At 47.2% G+C, this 14,946-nt stretch carries 14 protein-coding genes, 1 rRNA gene and 1 pseudogene; 13 read left to right on the top strand and 3 right to left on the bottom strand.

All coding sequences use genetic code 11. The features are described 5' to 3' along the window. The first annotated feature begins 58 nt into the window (after positions 1 to 58). From rrf to DT065_RS12175, 6 genes are all read left to right on the top strand, one after another. A 5S ribosomal RNA gene (rrf, locus tag DT065_RS12150) occupies positions 59 to 175 on the top strand. A 333-nt stretch (positions 176 to 508) separates the two neighbouring features. Continuing rightward, entirely contained in the window at positions 509 to 2,350 is a 1,842-nt protein-coding gene (locus tag DT065_RS12155) for a S9 family peptidase (RefSeq protein WP_114373747.1), read from the top strand. Between the two features lie 136 nt (positions 2,351 to 2,486). Continuing rightward, complete coding sequence (locus tag DT065_RS12160) at positions 2,487 to 2,693, top strand: hypothetical protein (protein ID WP_114373750.1); 207 nt, start codon at positions 2,487 to 2,489, stop codon at positions 2,691 to 2,693. A 77-nt stretch (positions 2,694 to 2,770) separates the two neighbouring features. Continuing rightward, complete coding sequence (locus tag DT065_RS12165) at positions 2,771 to 3,202, top strand: DUF2935 domain-containing protein (protein ID WP_114373752.1); 432 nt, start codon at positions 2,771 to 2,773, stop codon at positions 3,200 to 3,202. Between the two features lie 147 nt (positions 3,203 to 3,349). After that, the gene (locus DT065_RS12170; protein WP_114373755.1) at positions 3,350 to 4,642 is read left to right on the top strand and encodes a methyl-accepting chemotaxis protein; all 1,293 of its coding nucleotides are present in this window, start codon (positions 3,350 to 3,352) and stop codon (positions 4,640 to 4,642) included. A gap of 116 nt (positions 4,643 to 4,758) precedes the next feature. After that, on the top strand, positions 4,759 to 5,703 hold the full coding sequence (locus DT065_RS12175) for a manganese-dependent inorganic pyrophosphatase (protein WP_114373758.1): 945 nt from the start codon (positions 4,759 to 4,761) through the stop codon (positions 5,701 to 5,703). 56 nt (positions 5,704 to 5,759) lie between these two features. Here DT065_RS12175 and DT065_RS12180 read toward each other — a convergent pair whose 3' ends face one another. Then, positions 5,760 to 6,662: a DNA-3-methyladenine glycosylase family protein gene (locus tag DT065_RS12180; RefSeq protein ID WP_114373761.1), complete on the bottom strand. Its 903-nt coding sequence runs from the start codon at positions 6,660 to 6,662 to the stop codon at positions 5,760 to 5,762. A 204-nt stretch (positions 6,663 to 6,866) separates the two neighbouring features. Between DT065_RS12180 and DT065_RS12185 the strand changes: the two genes are divergently transcribed. From DT065_RS12185 to DT065_RS12195, 4 genes are all read left to right on the top strand, one after another. Next, the gene (locus DT065_RS12185; protein WP_114373763.1) at positions 6,867 to 7,694 is read left to right on the top strand and encodes an SPL family radical SAM protein; all 828 of its coding nucleotides are present in this window, start codon (positions 6,867 to 6,869) and stop codon (positions 7,692 to 7,694) included. 139 nt (positions 7,695 to 7,833) lie between these two features. Continuing rightward, positions 7,834 to 7,995, top strand: coding sequence for a hypothetical protein (locus DT065_RS18940; RefSeq protein WP_160112531.1), 162 nt, complete (start codon positions 7,834 to 7,836; stop codon positions 7,993 to 7,995). An 8-nt stretch (positions 7,996 to 8,003) separates the two neighbouring features. Then, the gene (locus tag DT065_RS19885; RefSeq protein ID WP_418314665.1) at positions 8,004 to 8,111 is read left to right on the top strand and encodes a hypothetical protein; all 108 of its coding nucleotides are present in this window, start codon (positions 8,004 to 8,006) and stop codon (positions 8,109 to 8,111) included. A gap of 304 nt (positions 8,112 to 8,415) precedes the next feature. Beyond that, complete coding sequence (locus tag DT065_RS12195) at positions 8,416 to 8,805, top strand: hypothetical protein (protein WP_227002576.1); 390 nt, start codon at positions 8,416 to 8,418, stop codon at positions 8,803 to 8,805. On the opposite strand, the gene DT065_RS12200 is transcribed toward DT065_RS12195, so the two are convergent. After that, the gene (locus tag DT065_RS12200) at positions 8,802 to 9,749 is read right to left on the bottom strand and encodes a cyclodeaminase (RefSeq protein ID WP_114373788.1); all 948 of its coding nucleotides are present in this window, start codon (positions 9,747 to 9,749) and stop codon (positions 8,802 to 8,804) included. The two genes, DT065_RS12195 and DT065_RS12200, sit on opposite strands and share 4 nt — an antisense overlap. 109 nt (positions 9,750 to 9,858) lie before the next feature. On the opposite strand from DT065_RS12200, the gene eutB reads away from it, so the two are divergent. Continuing rightward, positions 9,859 to 10,821 (top strand): hydroxyectoine utilization dehydratase EutB, encoded by a 963-nt coding sequence (gene eutB / locus DT065_RS12205; protein ID WP_114373791.1) that lies wholly within the window; start codon positions 9,859 to 9,861, stop codon positions 10,819 to 10,821. A 445-nt stretch (positions 10,822 to 11,266) separates the two neighbouring features. On the opposite strand, the pseudogene DT065_RS12210 reads toward eutB, so the two are convergent. Further along, positions 11,267 to 12,438: pseudogene (locus DT065_RS12210) on the bottom strand (IS3 family transposase). 603 nt (positions 12,439 to 13,041) lie between these two features. Between DT065_RS12210 and DT065_RS12220 the strand changes: the two are divergent. Continuing rightward, positions 13,042 to 13,977 (top strand): carbon-nitrogen hydrolase family protein, encoded by a 936-nt coding sequence (locus tag DT065_RS12220; RefSeq protein WP_114373797.1) that lies wholly within the window; start codon positions 13,042 to 13,044, stop codon positions 13,975 to 13,977. Between the two features lie 166 nt (positions 13,978 to 14,143). Further along, entirely contained in the window at positions 14,144 to 14,935 is a 792-nt protein-coding gene (locus DT065_RS12225) for a YihY/virulence factor BrkB family protein (protein WP_114376288.1), read from the top strand. The last annotated feature ends 11 nt before the right edge of the window (positions 14,936 to 14,946 follow it).

Here is a 14,946-nt window from a genome sequence, read left to right on the forward strand (position 1 = left end):
TCCCCCGGTAGTGGTCAAACGAAAGCGTTATTCAGTTTTGGGAGAATGTCTCCCCCAGTCAGGTGGCGATAGCGAAGAGGCCCCACCCGTTCCCATGCCGAACACGGAAGTTAAGCTCTTCAGCGCCGATGGTAATCGGGCGGCAACGCCCCGTGAGCGTAGGACGTCGCCTGGCGATGAGAAACGACCGACTTCGGAGATCTTCCGGGTCGGTTTTTTTAATGGCTCTTTTTTTGGTCGTTCAAGCCGGGGGATGACACCCCGGATGGGCATAAACCTTCATTCAGGGTATCATGAACCGCTCATGGCACCTGGGAACGGAAGCTTTTCCTTGTCAGAGGTTTCTGTACCTTCCTCCACTACCCCAACGATCTGTATTTGGCGATTGCCTTGATTATAGAACGATGGACAGTGCCCCACCGATCTTTTTTCCTCCACCCGCCATGACCTCCACCCTTATGATTATTTTTCTTCCATACGCTTGCTATGTACCGCGGAAGCTTTACTGGTGTACAATAAAAAGAAACAATTAAGCGTGGTGCCGCCAATGTTGGATAAAGAAAACGTCAGTGATTTTTTACAGATAGCAAAAGTTTTCAGTCCGGCGTTTGCCTCGGACAGCAACACTCTATCGTTTATTACCGACGCAGAGACTGGTCTTCCGCAATTATGGGCGTATGATTTTAATACAGGACAAAAAACGCAAGTCCTGCACACGGACGACCGAGTCATGTTTGTGAAGCATTTGCCAGATTCCGCTACCCGTATCATCGGCATGGATGCAAAAGGCAATGAGCGCAAGCAACTGTACATGGTTGATGCCGATCATACCCTTCATCGCCTGACGCCCGACGACAAAGCGATTTATCAATATGGAGGCGTATCTGCAGATGGTCGCTGGATTGCTTGGGCAAGTAACGAACGGGAGCCGGCCTATTACGATCTTTATATTGCTAATCTTGAGGATGGACGCATTCACAAAATTTATGAAGCTAATCATGCAACGTACAATATTATGGGTTGGCATCCGGACGGAACGCATTTGCTTGTTCAGGAAAAATTCACAAACCTCTATAACTGCTTAGGGTTGTTGAACATCGCCAATGGCAACGTCGAATGGATAACCCTACGGACGACATACGCGTCGTATAGCAATCCTTCGTTTAGCAAAGATGGGAAGCAACTTTATATCTTGAGCAACCAGGATCGCGAGTTCACATCACTTGCCAAAGTAAACCTAGAGACACACGCGCTTACATGGCTAAGCGAACATAACTGGGATGCAGGAAATTTAACGATCGATCAAAAGGGTGCGCAACTTGCGTATACCACTAATGAAGCAGGTGTATATCGCGGTTGGCTTTATGATTTGGAAAACAATCGTCTCGTTGATTGGGAAGTCGGTATGGGAACGATCGAAGGGTTGGCGTTTAACACGGATGGGTCGACACTTGCGTTTATTTTTAATGGACCGACAAAGACGCCTGATATGTGGACGCTAGACACACGTTGTCTCCGGAAAATCAATCGGCTTCATTGTACATCAACAACAGCGGATTTCGAGGCAAAACTACAAACGCCGACCATTTACACCATTGAGTCGTTTGATGGCCTTGATGTCCCTTCTTTTCTTTATAAGCCGAAGAACCTTAAAACCCCGGCCCCGCTCGCCTTCTGGGTGCACGGAGGGCCGGAAAGCCAGACGAAAGCCGAATACCAACCCGTCATTCAATGTTTGGTGAACCTCGGCTATATCGTCTGCGCCCCCAATGTTCGCGGCAGCCGCGGCTACGGTCGGACGTACATTCATTTGGACGACGTTCGTAAACGTATGGATTCAGTCCATGATCTAGTTGAGATCGCAGACACATTGAAAAAAGAACCGGAGGTCGATGAACATCGAATGGCCGTCATCGGACGCAGTTACGGTGGATTCATGGTGCTTGCCGCGGTAAGTCACTATCCGAATGTTTTTGACGCCGGCATCTCGCTCGTCGGCATTTCCAGCTTCCGTACGTTTCTTGAGAATACCGGACCGTGGCGTCGAAAACTACGCGAAATTGAGTATGGAACGATCGAAGCAGACGGTGCATTTTTTGATCAAATCGACCCGATCCACCATACAGATCGCATTACCGCGCCATTGCTCGTTTCTCACGGTGCCAATGACCCGCGTGTGCCGATCGTGGAAACAGAGCAAATGATCGATGGCCTTAGAAAGAGAGATCACCCCATCGATTATATCCGTTTTGAAGATGAAGGTCACGGGATCGTAAAAATGAAAAATCAAATCACGGCATACACGGGAATGGTGGAGTTTTTGGAAAAGCATTTTGCCGAAAACAGTTAAACAAACGTTTATTTACTCACATTTCGTGCCGGTCCCGGCTTCCGCTCCAATTTTCACGTGAGTACGGGAGCCGCCTCAACCTTCATGAGGGACGATCATGAATAGGAGATTGAATTTATAAAAAGGAGCTAAAATAATGACTTCCGATACGCACGATAAAGTAAAAGGGATTATTACTGGGAAAATAAAGATTGGCAAAACCAACCTTTCCAAAGACATCCCGAAGGCATATTGGATGCATAGCCGTGGGCCAATCCCTGCTTTTGCCTGGACATACCAACGTTGGCACGGTACTCGCTGGTATAAACGGAAGGTAGCAGTAAAGGTGGGTAGCAACATTTGACGTTATCCTTCAGTCATAACCCCTTGTTTTTTTCGGTATAGTTATTGGAGAGCTTTTTAAAAAAAGGGGGGGTTAGCATGCAATTTTATTACGGGGAACAGATGCCATTACGGATGTTGGATGAGGCGGAGTTTTGGAAAACGCAAGAGGAGGAGCATACCGTTGTCATTCGGGAGGCTCTTGATGACAATTTGGAAGCGAAATATGTAAATGCACTGAAAGAATGGGAGCAAGCGTTGTCCGAAACGCATCAAAAAGTGGTTAGTTACATCCAATCGGTGAAGCGAAGCCAGTATGTTTATGAAGGACTTCAGGCAGATGTGAATGAACTTGTGAAATTTTGTTTGGATGAAAGCATGCAATTTATTGAATTGTGCAACCAGATCAAAGTTCATAGCGCAGCAGCGAAAGATGATCCTTTCGCCCAAACGCTCCTCGATCATATCATCGTAGAGTCAGAATACTTTATCGGGATAGCGCGTGTCATCTTATACGAGGACCATGGTTAAACATGAAAAGGGAGAAACGGCCGTCTGCGGCCGTTTCTCCCTTTACATTAAACGTTTAATGAAATAAAGCAAAAGCATCAGATAAGCTTGCCGTTTATGCATAAATAAAGTAAAATATAGGAAAAAAGAATGATAAAGGTGGACATTATGAAAAGAAAACGTTTTCGTTTTGGCATTCGCAGAAAATTAATTTTGGGTGTGACCGGGATATCATTGATTACATATGGTGTGAGTGCGATTTTTATTTTTTTTCTGTCTGATATCTTCACGGCTCAATTAGGCATTTCTGAAGATGGAGTGATATTAGCCGTTCTTCTGCTCGGGTTGATTTGGAGCGCGGTGTTTGCCTTTCTGCTCGCGCCGGTTATTACAAAACCGATCACCCGTGTGACGCATGCGACAAGGGTAACAGCTGACGGAAACATTCAAGCAGAGATCCCCGTAACCAAGTCCGATGATGAACTACGAGAACTTGCACTCGCTTTTAATGAAATGAGTCAAAACTTTCGGATGATCGTCCAAGAGATCGATCAACATTCCACACATACTCACACACAAGCAGATGAGTTAGCATCGTCGTCGCAAGAAGCCGCGCGTCGTTCAGAAGAGATTACGGACACCGTGGGGGAGATAGCAGGTGGGTCTGAAAATACGGCCCAAGCGATCCAATCCATCGCCGAATCGATGGAAGATATGACGAAAATCGCGGATGATGTTCATGATCGAGCGACTTCATCAAAAGAAGCATCGACGGAAATGGTGACGATACTAAAGAAAAGCCGTGAGAATACACTTTCTCTTTGGGAGGGCATCAATGAAATTGAAAACAGAAGCGAGCAATCGCTGGAAGCGATGGGCAAACTTGAAGAAGGGGCACGGAAAGTCGAGGAAATTATAAATCTTGTTGGGGACATTGCAGATCAGACGAATTTACTTGCCCTGAACGCTTCCATTGAGGCAGCAAGGGCCGGAGAACATGGCAGAGGGTTCGCCGTGGTCGCCAATGAAGTCAGAAAGCTCGCGGATGAAAGTTCGGACGCTGTCCAAAACATAACAACGTTGATTAAAAATATTCAAGGAGACGTGAGCCGGGTCGCGACAGAGATTCAAACACAAGTAGATGTATCGGGACGAGAAGCTTCTAAAGGAAAAAACACAAAACAAGTGATTGATCAGCTCGTATCATCCTGTACGGATGTTGCAAACGCCGTCGATACGATCACCCAACTCGTCGGACAGCAAAGAGAAGCGATTCAACAAACGTCCCATCAGTCACAGGAAGTAGCGGCGATTGCAGAGGAAACATCCGCAGGTGCCGAGCAAGTGACGGCGACAAGTGAATCGCAAAGCACGATGATCAGCGCCGGGGCAGAAGCAGCATCCGCGTTAACAAAGCAAGCAGATGATTTGCGAAAGACCATTGCTAAATTTTCGGCTTAACCTCCGTTTAAAAACTCGGGATATTGTACATCAAGAGGATAGATGTTATTCTTCTAAAGGAAGGATGACTCGCAAAACGTCGAAACGAGACACGGGAACATCAGGAGGTTATTGGATTGTCTACAGTACTTGTGACCGGGCATAAAAATCCGGATACAGATTCGATCGCTTCGGCCATTGTGTATGCCTATTTGAAAAATGAACTTGGCGTTCACGCACAACCGGTTCGACTCGGTGAGGTAAATAAAGAAACGGCGTATGCCCTTGATTATTTTCAAGTGGAGGCGCCTGTTTTTGCTGATGAAAATGTTCAACAGGGTGTCGAGGAACTTATTCTCGTTGATCATAATGAAGCGCAACAAAGCATAGATGCCAGGGAAAATTTTAACGTCATCGAGGTGATTGATCATCACCGCATCGCTAACTTTGAAACGATGGCCCCCCTCTACTATCGCGCGGAACCTGTAGGGTGTACGGCCACGATTTTGTTGAAATTATTTAAGGAGAACAATGTGGATATCCCGAAAGATTTGGCAGGGCTTATGATGTCTGCCATCATTTCCGATTCATTGTTGTTCAAATCACCGACGTGCACGGATGAAGATGTTCAGGCTGCTAAAGAACTGGCGAGCATTGCAGATACGAATCTGGAAAGCTATGGATTGAATATGCTCAAAGCCGGTGCCGATATGAGTGATAAAACGGCGGATGACCTTTTAACCATCGATGCCAAAACATTCGATGCCGGGGCGAACAAGTTGGAAATTGCACAAGTCAATACGGTTGATGTAGAAGATGTGCTTAAAAGTAAAGATCTAGTTTCCGATCGAATGGATGAAATCATCCGGGAAAAACAATTATCGGTTTTCATATTCGTGATCACCGATATTATCAATAGTGACTCCACCATCGTCGTCAGAGGGGATGACAGCGACAAAGTCGAATGTGCTTTTGATATAAGCCTTCATGATGACACCGCGGTGTTAAAAGGAGTTGTTTCCCGTAAAAAACAGATCGCTCCCGTATTGATGAAGGAATTCTCCACAAAGGAAAAAGTTTAATCCTGCGTCATCAATTGCTCTGCACGTATGTGCAGAGCGATTTGTTTTTAATCATTTCAATACAGCATCCGCCACAAGTAGAAGGTGGCGTAAGTCTCCCAGCCCTTCCAATTTGCCGCGTATTGCAGGATTTCTTCCTTGGAGGGTTTTTCGTCGTATCCAAGCATCAGTTTGAAGGCATTTTGCAAACCAACATCATCGATGGGAAAGGCGGATGGGTAACGTAAACAACGCATTAATACGTAATTGGCCGTCCAGGGACCGATGCCGCGAATGTTGGTGAGCATTTTTTCAGCATCTTTAAAGCTCTCGGCCGCGAGTAGTTGTTCTTTGGATAACGCTCCTTTGGCGATGCGATCCGCGACATCAATGAGGTATTCGGCTTTTTTCTTTGTCATTTTTAAAGTGGCGACATCTTCGACTTGCTGTTTCGCGATTGTTTCCGGGCGGGGGAAAAGCCAATAATTCCCTTTTTTCTTCCCGAATGTTTCCACGAAACGGCGCTTCAGTGTATAGGCATAGGAAAGGTTGATTTGCTGGCCCAATATGCCCCACGCCAAAGCTTCGAATAAATCTGGGAGTCCAACATTTCGCAATCCGTAAAATTTGGCGACGGGTTCGTGCAGTAATGGGTCTTTTTTCGCTAACGCATAGAAAGGTTGAAGGTCAGTGTCCAGATCAAACCAGTCCCAAATGTAACGGGCGACTTCGGCTCGATTTTCTTGATATTTCGGGGCGGTCCCCGCGAGGAAGTGGACGACGAGCACTTGATCGCTCTCCGCGCTGATTTCAATGAGTACCGTTTCATTTTGCAATGCCAACGCCCTGTATATTTTTTCATCTTTGATTTCAAACATGCATTCATCCGCCGACCTTGCCAAATAGCCCACATTCTCTTTAAAACTAAACGCATCCGGTGTGAACATTCGCAGATGATCCTGGCGATCTTCCCAGTGCATATCCTTTTTTCCACCTTTCAATATCTTGCTTTTATACATTTCCTTGGCTATTCGTTATAATAAATAAGAGAGGTGATGAGATGAGCATTCCGTCTGCGTATTGGACCACGATAGTCCAAGCAAGACGGGAGACTCTCGATAGATTCTATGTTATCACATCATTTAAAAATAAAGGGACAAATGCCCGGTGAAGGATGATTTTTCTTGCACAGGGAGCTACTCTATAAATATCCGAAAACAATTCTGAATAAAGGCACGGGATTTTTATCCGGATACAGCCATTCCTTAAATCCTTATACCGGCTGTGCCTTTGGGTGTTCTTTTTGCTATGTCCGCCAGATGCCCGTCTCTACGTTTCGTGAAGGCGAGTGGGGTGCTTGGGTCGATGTGAAAAAAGGGGCGGCGGACCTTTTGCAAAAAGAACTTAGACGGGCTAAGAAAAAAGGAGACAGAGACCGCGTCACGATTTTTATGTCGTCCAGCACCGATCCCTATCAACCGGTCGAGCATAAGGAGCGTATCACACGATCGCTGCTCGAGGTCATGATCGAAGAGCCGCCTGATTTTCTTTTTGTCCAAACGAGAAGCCCGATGGCTTGCAGGGATATTGACTTATTTTCACAATTCGAAAATAAGATTCGCGTTAGCATGACAATTGAGACCGACCGCGAAGATATCCGCAAGCATTTCATGCCTGATGCACCGGCCATTCGCGGGCGTTTAAAAACGCTGCAAATGCTAAAGGAAGCGGGCGTCCCCACCCAGGCCACCATCGCACCACTTTTGCCGAGCAGCTGGGAATTTCCGGAGATATTGAAGGAACACGTGGACCGTATTTGTATCGATGATTATTTTATGGGGGACGGCAGCGGAGGAAGACGAACCGAAAACTTGGGCATTCGATCAAAATACGAAGAACTCGGCTTGGAAAAATGGTACGAGCCGGTAGCCTATCAAAAGTTAATAAGACGGTTTCAGCGTGTTTTTTCTGACGAGCAGATTTATGTTAGTAAGGATGGGTTTATGCCATAGAAAATTTTATAAGAATAGGGGCTTTCAAAAATGAATGGAACCATTCACTCAATCTTTGTGGTCGGCATGGCCGGTGATACGCCAGTTTCGGTAGATTTTATCCGCGCAGTAGCGGGTAAAGGGTTGGAGGGAGATCGGTATGTATTATCATAAGGCCGACCATTGGTCACACAATGGCAATCTACCCCGTGATGTCACGTTTGTTGATACCGAAACGTTGGCAAGCGTTGAAAAAAATACGATATCGTCATTGAACCGGGAGAGCACCGGCGAAATATTGAAACGAAAGGGATCGATCTGAGTCAATTCATTGGTCGTGAATTCCGAGTCGGAGATATTGTTTTACAAGGTATTCGCGTGTGTGAGCCTTGTGCTCATTTGGTGGAGCTTACCGGGGGCCTCTTCTCAAAGGATTAGGTACATAGCAGATTGGTCGCAGAAATCCTGACAGACGGGGTTATTAACGTTGGAGATCGAATCCAATAAATGGATTCAAAAAGAATCTAAAAAGGATCCACATTAGTGAAAAGGAGCCCCTTATCATGCCACATCTTTTCTCACGAACGAACGCACCGACGAGTATGGCGGACGTTTTGAGAACCGCATCCGGTTTACTTTCGGATGCTCATTTGTTCGTCCGACTGTCGAATTCAAGCGCTCGTTATCTCGTGAATAATCCTTATCACTATGTTAGGGTCTTAAACAGAGAGGGGAGATTGACTTGAATCGAAATACAAAACGATTGATGATATTCGCTGCAATATTCGGATTAATCGGGGTAGGCTTAGGCGGACATATGGCAGGCGCCGGGTCGCCGGCATTGCGACCCGTGCATGCCCACGCCCTCGTCGTCGGCTGGTTATCGCTTTTCAGCTGGGGCATTTATTATCAGCTTTTTCCCGTATCGAAACGATTGGCGAGTGCTCAGACATGGACAGGGATCATCGGCACTGTTCTTTTGGTGATTGGTATGTGGATTCACCTCGCGGGAGCGTTGGAAGCTTTACCGTATGCCATCACGCTTATCATTTATATCGGCGGCGGGACCGTACTAATCGCCAGTTACGTCTTATTTTTCCTTATCGTTCTTAAGCAAAAAGTGGCCGATTAATCGTTTATTTGTTCCAAAGCGTAGTTAGCGATCGCTGTGTCCTGGACGCCTGTGCCGGTTAAATCCGCCACGGTCACTTGTTGATCGTTCGCGCGTCCGGAGGCATCGTCGCTTAACATTTGCCCGAGCTCTGTGACGTCGTCTTCGTTCACGATGGTTTTCGCGTGCTGCAGCTCTCCAATGGAAAATACCTGTGACGTCACGTCACCAACAACTACATCTGCTTTAGAAAAAACCTCAGGGTCCAGTTCCTGTTTTTGTTCAGCGTCGGATCCCATGGCGGTGATATGCAAGCCATCGTGAAGCCAATCTGCTTTAATGAGCGGTTCCTGGGCGGGGGTCGTCGTGACAACGAGATCGTTGCCGCGCACGACTTCTTCGGCGCTTTCCGCCAGGCGGACGGACAGACCGTATTTTTCTTCCATCTCCTGCTGGTATTTTTTCACGTTTTCCGGTGTTCGGCCATAGACGTGTACCTCATGAAAAGAACGAACGAGTTGCAACGCTTCAACCTGTAAACGTGCCTGCAACCCCGTGCCGATCACACCAACGCTCGATATATCCTTGACGGCAAGTTGGTCAGCGGCAATCGCGCCGGCGAGCGCGGTACGTACATCGGTCAGGTAGCCGTTATCCTGAAGCAATGCCCGCGGGATACCTGTTTCCGAGTCCATCGCGAGCATGAGACCGCCGAGGCTGGGCAACCCTTTTTTCGGATTGTCAAAAAAACCGGCGGATACTTTGATGGCAAAGGTATCGAAACCGGGGATATAAGCCGTTTTGATATCGGCCTCCCCGTTGTGTTCCGGGATGTTCACGTGGATGACCGGCGGTTGCGATACTCCTCCTTCGTTAAGACGTCGAAAGGCGTCCTCCATTTGCTTGAGCGCTTCTTTGGAAAGGGAGACATGTCGACGAATTGTTTCTTCTTTATAGATGTCCATAACCTATCACACTCCTTTTATCATTCTTTTTCCTTTTTTAAGGTTCATTAATCTGCATTTTGTGGGAAAAGACAGATAGATATAAATATATGAAAAAAAAGGAGGATCCATGATACGTTCGATTTGGAAGGCACGAAAACGATTAAGAATCCATTTGGATAAAACTCCGCTCATCGCAAGTCCCGTGCTCTCGGAGAAAATCGGCGTACCTGTCTATTTAAAGTTGGAAACGATGCAGCCGAGTCGTTCATTTAAACTCAGGGGGGCGTTTAATTTTTTATCTTCTTTAAATGAAAAAGATAAAAATTGCGGTGTTAGCGCCTTTTCCACCGGCAACCACGGTTTAGCGGTCGCCTATGCGGCGAACCGGATGGATATGCGTGCGAAAATTTTTGTATCGGAATCGGTTCCTGAAGCAAAAAAAGAAGCTTTAAGGGACAGTGGCGCAGCATTGGTCGTCACCGGCAAAAGCCAAGATGAATCGGGAGAGGCTTGTCAAAAACAAAGTCGTAAAGAAGGATTAACGATTGTGCCGCCGTTCGACCATCTGGAAATCATTGCCGGGCAAGGGACGATCGCGCTCGAGTTGTTGGACGATCTTCCCGAACTGGAGACGGTTGTGGCAGGATTATCAGGTGGAGGGTTATTGGCAGGGATTGGAAAAGCGATAAAACACACCGATCCGGCCATTAATGTCACAGGCATTAGCGTTGAAAAAGGCGCGGCCATGGAGGAAAGCATCGCGGCCGGGAAGCCGATCGAGATCCCCGAACACCCGACCTATGCGGACAGCTTGCTTGGAGGGATCGGGGTCGATAATCAATACACGTTTCCCGCGATTCAACAATACGTGGATACACGCAAGCGGTTGGCAGAACCTGATATCGCGAAAGGCATGGCGTTTCTGTTTGAGCACCACCATCTCATCGCCGAAGGCGCGGCAGCCGTTGGCGTCGGTGCACTATTGAATGGCACCATCCGTCCGAAAGGCCCGACAGCAATCGTCGTGACCGGTGCGGGGATTGATGTGAAAAGTCATCAAGAGATTGTAGCGCCTTATTTAGGGGAGTGAGGCCAAAGACGTAGGTTAGCTGGGCACCTTGCAGCCATCAACGCACCCCCGAACTGCGTCTTGGGCCTTTTCGAGGTGCGTTGGACCTTTCAACGCATCCCTGATCGCCGTCTTTGGCTGTTTTGAGGTGCATTGTGGAGTTATGTCAATAATACGAGCACAGAAATTGGTGTCTTTTTTTTCTTCGAGTTGCGAGCTACTCTTTTCCGAATCCGCCGCCTTTGACAGCTGTTTCGGTTCGTGGTGTGCATCTGATGGCGGCTGGGAGAAAAAAGCTCATGGGCGCATCAGCCGCATCCGGCAGTGTACCACGAACCGATCGATGCTCCCGATTCGGCGGAGGGGCCCCATCCCCAACCGGTGAATCGGGGCATCGAGCACAGCTGTCAAAGGTAAACTTCACGGCTCACAGCATGACTATCATGTTTGCTTTCCACGTTTTTCGTTATGCCGTCGTATCGCCCCCTTGAGCTTGTCTATACTTCCGTTCGAATTGGTTAGGCGACAAATAGCCAATGGTGGAATGAGTGCGTTCTTCGTTGTAAAAACAGGCAATGTATTCCCAAACGCTCATCGTAGCCTCTTCCCGTGTATCGTAGGTTTCATGGGCGAGCAAATCTTTTTCAATGGTTGCGTGAAAAGACTCAATGCACGCATTGTCATAACAATCGCCTTTTCGGCTCATACTTGTGAGCATGCCGTGTTCCCGGATAATGGCCTGGTAGTCATGGGAGGCATATTGGCTCCCCCGATCCGAGTGGTGGATGAGTCCCTCTTGCGGAGGTTGAAGGAGCATGGCCCGGTGTAAGGCGGTCATAGCCAGCTCTTTCGTGAGACGGTCACTAATATTCCAGCCAATGATTTTCCGAGAAAATAAGTCCATCACCGATGCCAGGTAAAGCCAGCCTTCCCGTGTCCAGATATAGGTGATATCCGCCACCCAAGCCTCATTGGGATGATCCGTATGAAAATCTCGTTGAAGCAAGTTGGGATACACCGGGTGATCATGATTGGAATCGGTCGTCTTTTTTCCTTTCTTGATGGCGGTCTTCGGGCGAAAGCCATATTCTCGCATATAATTTGACACCGTTTTCTGGGTAACCGTAAAGCCTTGTTTATGCAGTTCAGCCGTTATTCGCGGACTCCCATACGTTTCTCGGGAACGGATTAAGATTTGCTCTAAGGACTCAACGATGATTTCTTTCCGCTTTTTTTGCGGGCTTTGCGGGCGGTTACGCCATTCATAATAGCCGCCTCTGGAAACACCTAAAACCTCGCCCATCTTCGCCACACGAAACTCGTGTCGGTGTTCCTCGATGAAGTGATAGATCACTCCTGGTTTTTGGCGAAGAAGGCCGCCGCCTTTTTTAGAATCGCCACTTCTTCTTCCAATTCCTCAATTCTTTTCATGTCCCGTTGATGTTGCTCTTCTGCTGGCGTGAGATAACCGCTTCCGAAAAAAGAGTTCCCCTCATCCTCACGATATTTCCTCACCCAATTTTCCAGCGTGCTATCGGAAATCCCATGCTCTCTCGCGACATCTGCTCTCTTTTTTCCCTCGTGAACGATGAGTTTTACCGCATACCGTTTAAATTCTATATCGTGATGTTGCACTATAGGCACACTCCTTTAGATCCATTGTAACAATGCACCATTTTGTGTGCTCGAATTCTATTCTACCTCCAATTGAAGCTTCTAACGCACCCCGAATCTACGATTTTGACCATTTCGAGGTGCATTGAAGTCTCTAACACACCCCGTATCGACGTTTTTAGCCGTTATGAGCTGCATTGACGCTTTCATTGCACCCTCAAACAACGTATTGGCCATTCACGAAGCCAACGAAACAACTTTTCTAAATGCCCGTTCATATATATACCGCTGTTCAACCCCTCTGTATGTAGTATAATGATGATGTAGCCAACGCTGTATAGGGTAGGCTACCACTCCCGACAGAAAGGGGGGAGGATATTGGCCGAGGCGTTATTTTTTCTGCTCCTTTACTTGCTTTTGCAAGCATTACGGGACAGAAAAAAAGTAAGACAAGCCTTGAGGCGGCTTGCCTTACAATGCGCCGATTGGTTCAAAGATTGAATCAATCGCCATATTCACCAGAAGGGGAACTTTCCCCTTCTCCCTATACAGTATTATACATGATTCATTGAAATTATGCTACTGAACGCTGTAAATAAGAGATTTTCAAACGAAGGGGGAGAGCGCATGCAGAAAAATGATTCTGCGAAAGTAGCAGTCATTCAAACAGCATCAGTGCTCATGGATCAAGAGGCAAACGTCGAAAAGGCCTGCCAGTTAATCGCTGAGGCCGGAGACAATGGTGCAGATCTCATTGTATTCCCGGAGGCGTTTATGTCCGGGTATCCGCGTGGTCTTGCTTTCGGAAGTGTCGTCGGGAAGCGTGAGAGCAAGGGGAGAAAAGATTGGGCCAGATACTGGCGTAGTGCGGTGACAGTCCCAAGTGAAGCGACAGAAAAATTGGCGGAAGCGATTCGTAAAGTGCAAGCATATGTCGTTATGGGCATTATCGAGCGGGACGACAAAGGCAGTCAAGGCACGTTGTTTGGTACGATGCTTTATTTTGGCCCTGACGGTGAGATTTTAGGCAAGCATCGGAAGTTAAAACCGACCGGTTCCGAAAGGCTCATTTGGGGCGAAGGGGACGGCAGTACATTAACGGTCGTCGACACCCCTTTCGGTCGTGTAGGCGGACTTATCTGTTGGGAAAATTATATGCCTTTGGCCCGGATGGCCTTGTACCAAAAGGGTGTGGACCTCTATATTGCCCCAACCGCGGATGCCCGGGATACGTGGCAATCAACGCTCCGGCATATCGCTTGTGAGGGCCGCTGTTTTGTGCTCGCAAGCAATCAATATGTGACGAAGGATATGTACCCGAACGACTTGGCATGTGCTTCAGATCTTGAAGAGCAACCGGAGGAACTTTGCCGTGGGGGTAGCGCGATTGTCAATCCACTGGGAGCGTATATCGAAGGCCCTTTATATCATGAAGAGGGGATTCTCTATGCCACATTGGACCTAAACCAGATTCACGAAGGCCGTTTTGATTTTGATGTCACCGGGCATTACGCTAGACCCGACGTCTTTCAACTGACGGTCAATGAAAACCCGAATGAATGAGTGTAAAAATAACCCGCATTCTTTAATCGAGTGCGGGTTTAACATTGTGTTTCATAAAGGTGTCCGGGGGGTAATGTAACCTTATGTTACATTGGATCTATCGAAGGGGGGAGGTAATATTCAAGTTCGTACATTGTCGATCCAAAAACCGAAAGCGTTCATAACGATGTTCGTGAAAAAATTTATGGAGGATGAGACGACGGGGCTTGCCGCGCAACTGGCCTATTATTTTTTATTATCTTTATTTCCGCTATTACTATTTATTCTAACACTGCTTCCTTATTTTAACCTTCCTGTCCATCAGGTAGTGGAAGTTATTCGGATGTATGCCCCCGGGGATACTGGGCAAATCATAGCAGACAATATTACCTCCCTTTTAAGCGAAACGCGGGGCGGGTTGCTTTCCATTGGTATCATAGGCACGCTATGGACGGCGTCCCGAGGAGTTAACGCCTTTATTCGCGCGACGAATCGTGCTTATGGCGTCGAAGAAGAGAGATCTTTCCTTAACGTAAACCTGTTGTCGATGGTCCTAACCTTTTCCATGGTTTTTGTCGTCGCTCTAACCTTATTCTTACCTGTTTTTGGACAAGCGATTATGAATGTTATTCAATCATTCATTCCACTTCCCGATCAGTTAGAGTTTCTCTACCAACTGTTAAGATGGGTCGTCGCTGTTGGCATTATGGTATTTGTGTTGATGATGTTGTACCGTGCGGCGCCCAATGCCTCCTTCAAGATGCGAGATGTTTTTTGGGGTGCGGTGACGGCAACCGTCGGATGGCAGTTGATTTCCGTCGGGTTTTCTTTTTACGTCACTAACTTCGGGGACTATGAGGCAACGTATGGCGCGATCGGCGGCATTATTGTGCTTATGATCTGGTTTTATTTGACGGGCATTATTTTAATTATCGGTGGGCAAATCAACGCGGTACTTTATAATTGGAAAAATGAATGAAGAGAAGCAAT

The sequence above is a fragment of the Salicibibacter kimchii genome, assembly GCF_003336365.1.
Classification (GTDB): domain Bacteria; phylum Bacillota; class Bacilli; order Bacillales; family Marinococcaceae; genus Salicibibacter; species Salicibibacter kimchii.

Bases quoted from the DNA above. Each gene is read 5' to 3' on its own strand.
- DT065_RS12200 (WP_114373788.1), bottom strand. From the start codon at position 9,749: ATGGACATCTATAAAGAAGAAACAATTCGTCGACATGTCTCCCTTTCC.
- DT065_RS12180 (WP_114373761.1), bottom strand. From the start codon at position 6,662: ATGCACTGGGAAGATCGCCAGGATCATCTGCGAATGTTCACACCGGAT.
- DT065_RS12165 (WP_114373752.1), top strand. From the start codon at position 2,771: ATGCAATTTTATTACGGGGAACAGATGCCATTACGGATGTTGGATGAG.
- DT065_RS18940 (WP_160112531.1), top strand. From the start codon at position 7,834: ATGTATTATCATAAGGCCGACCATTGGTCACACAATGGCAATCTACCC.
- DT065_RS12160 (WP_114373750.1), top strand. From the start codon at position 2,487: ATGACTTCCGATACGCACGATAAAGTAAAAGGGATTATTACTGGGAAA.
- eutB (WP_114373791.1), top strand. From the start codon at position 9,859: ATGATACGTTCGATTTGGAAGGCACGAAAACGATTAAGAATCCATTTG.
- DT065_RS12220 (WP_114373797.1), top strand. From the start codon at position 13,042: ATGCAGAAAAATGATTCTGCGAAAGTAGCAGTCATTCAAACAGCATCA.
- DT065_RS12170 (WP_114373755.1), top strand. From the start codon at position 3,350: ATGAAAAGAAAACGTTTTCGTTTTGGCATTCGCAGAAAATTAATTTTG.
- DT065_RS12225 (WP_114376288.1), top strand. From the start codon at position 14,144: ATGTTCGTGAAAAAATTTATGGAGGATGAGACGACGGGGCTTGCCGCG.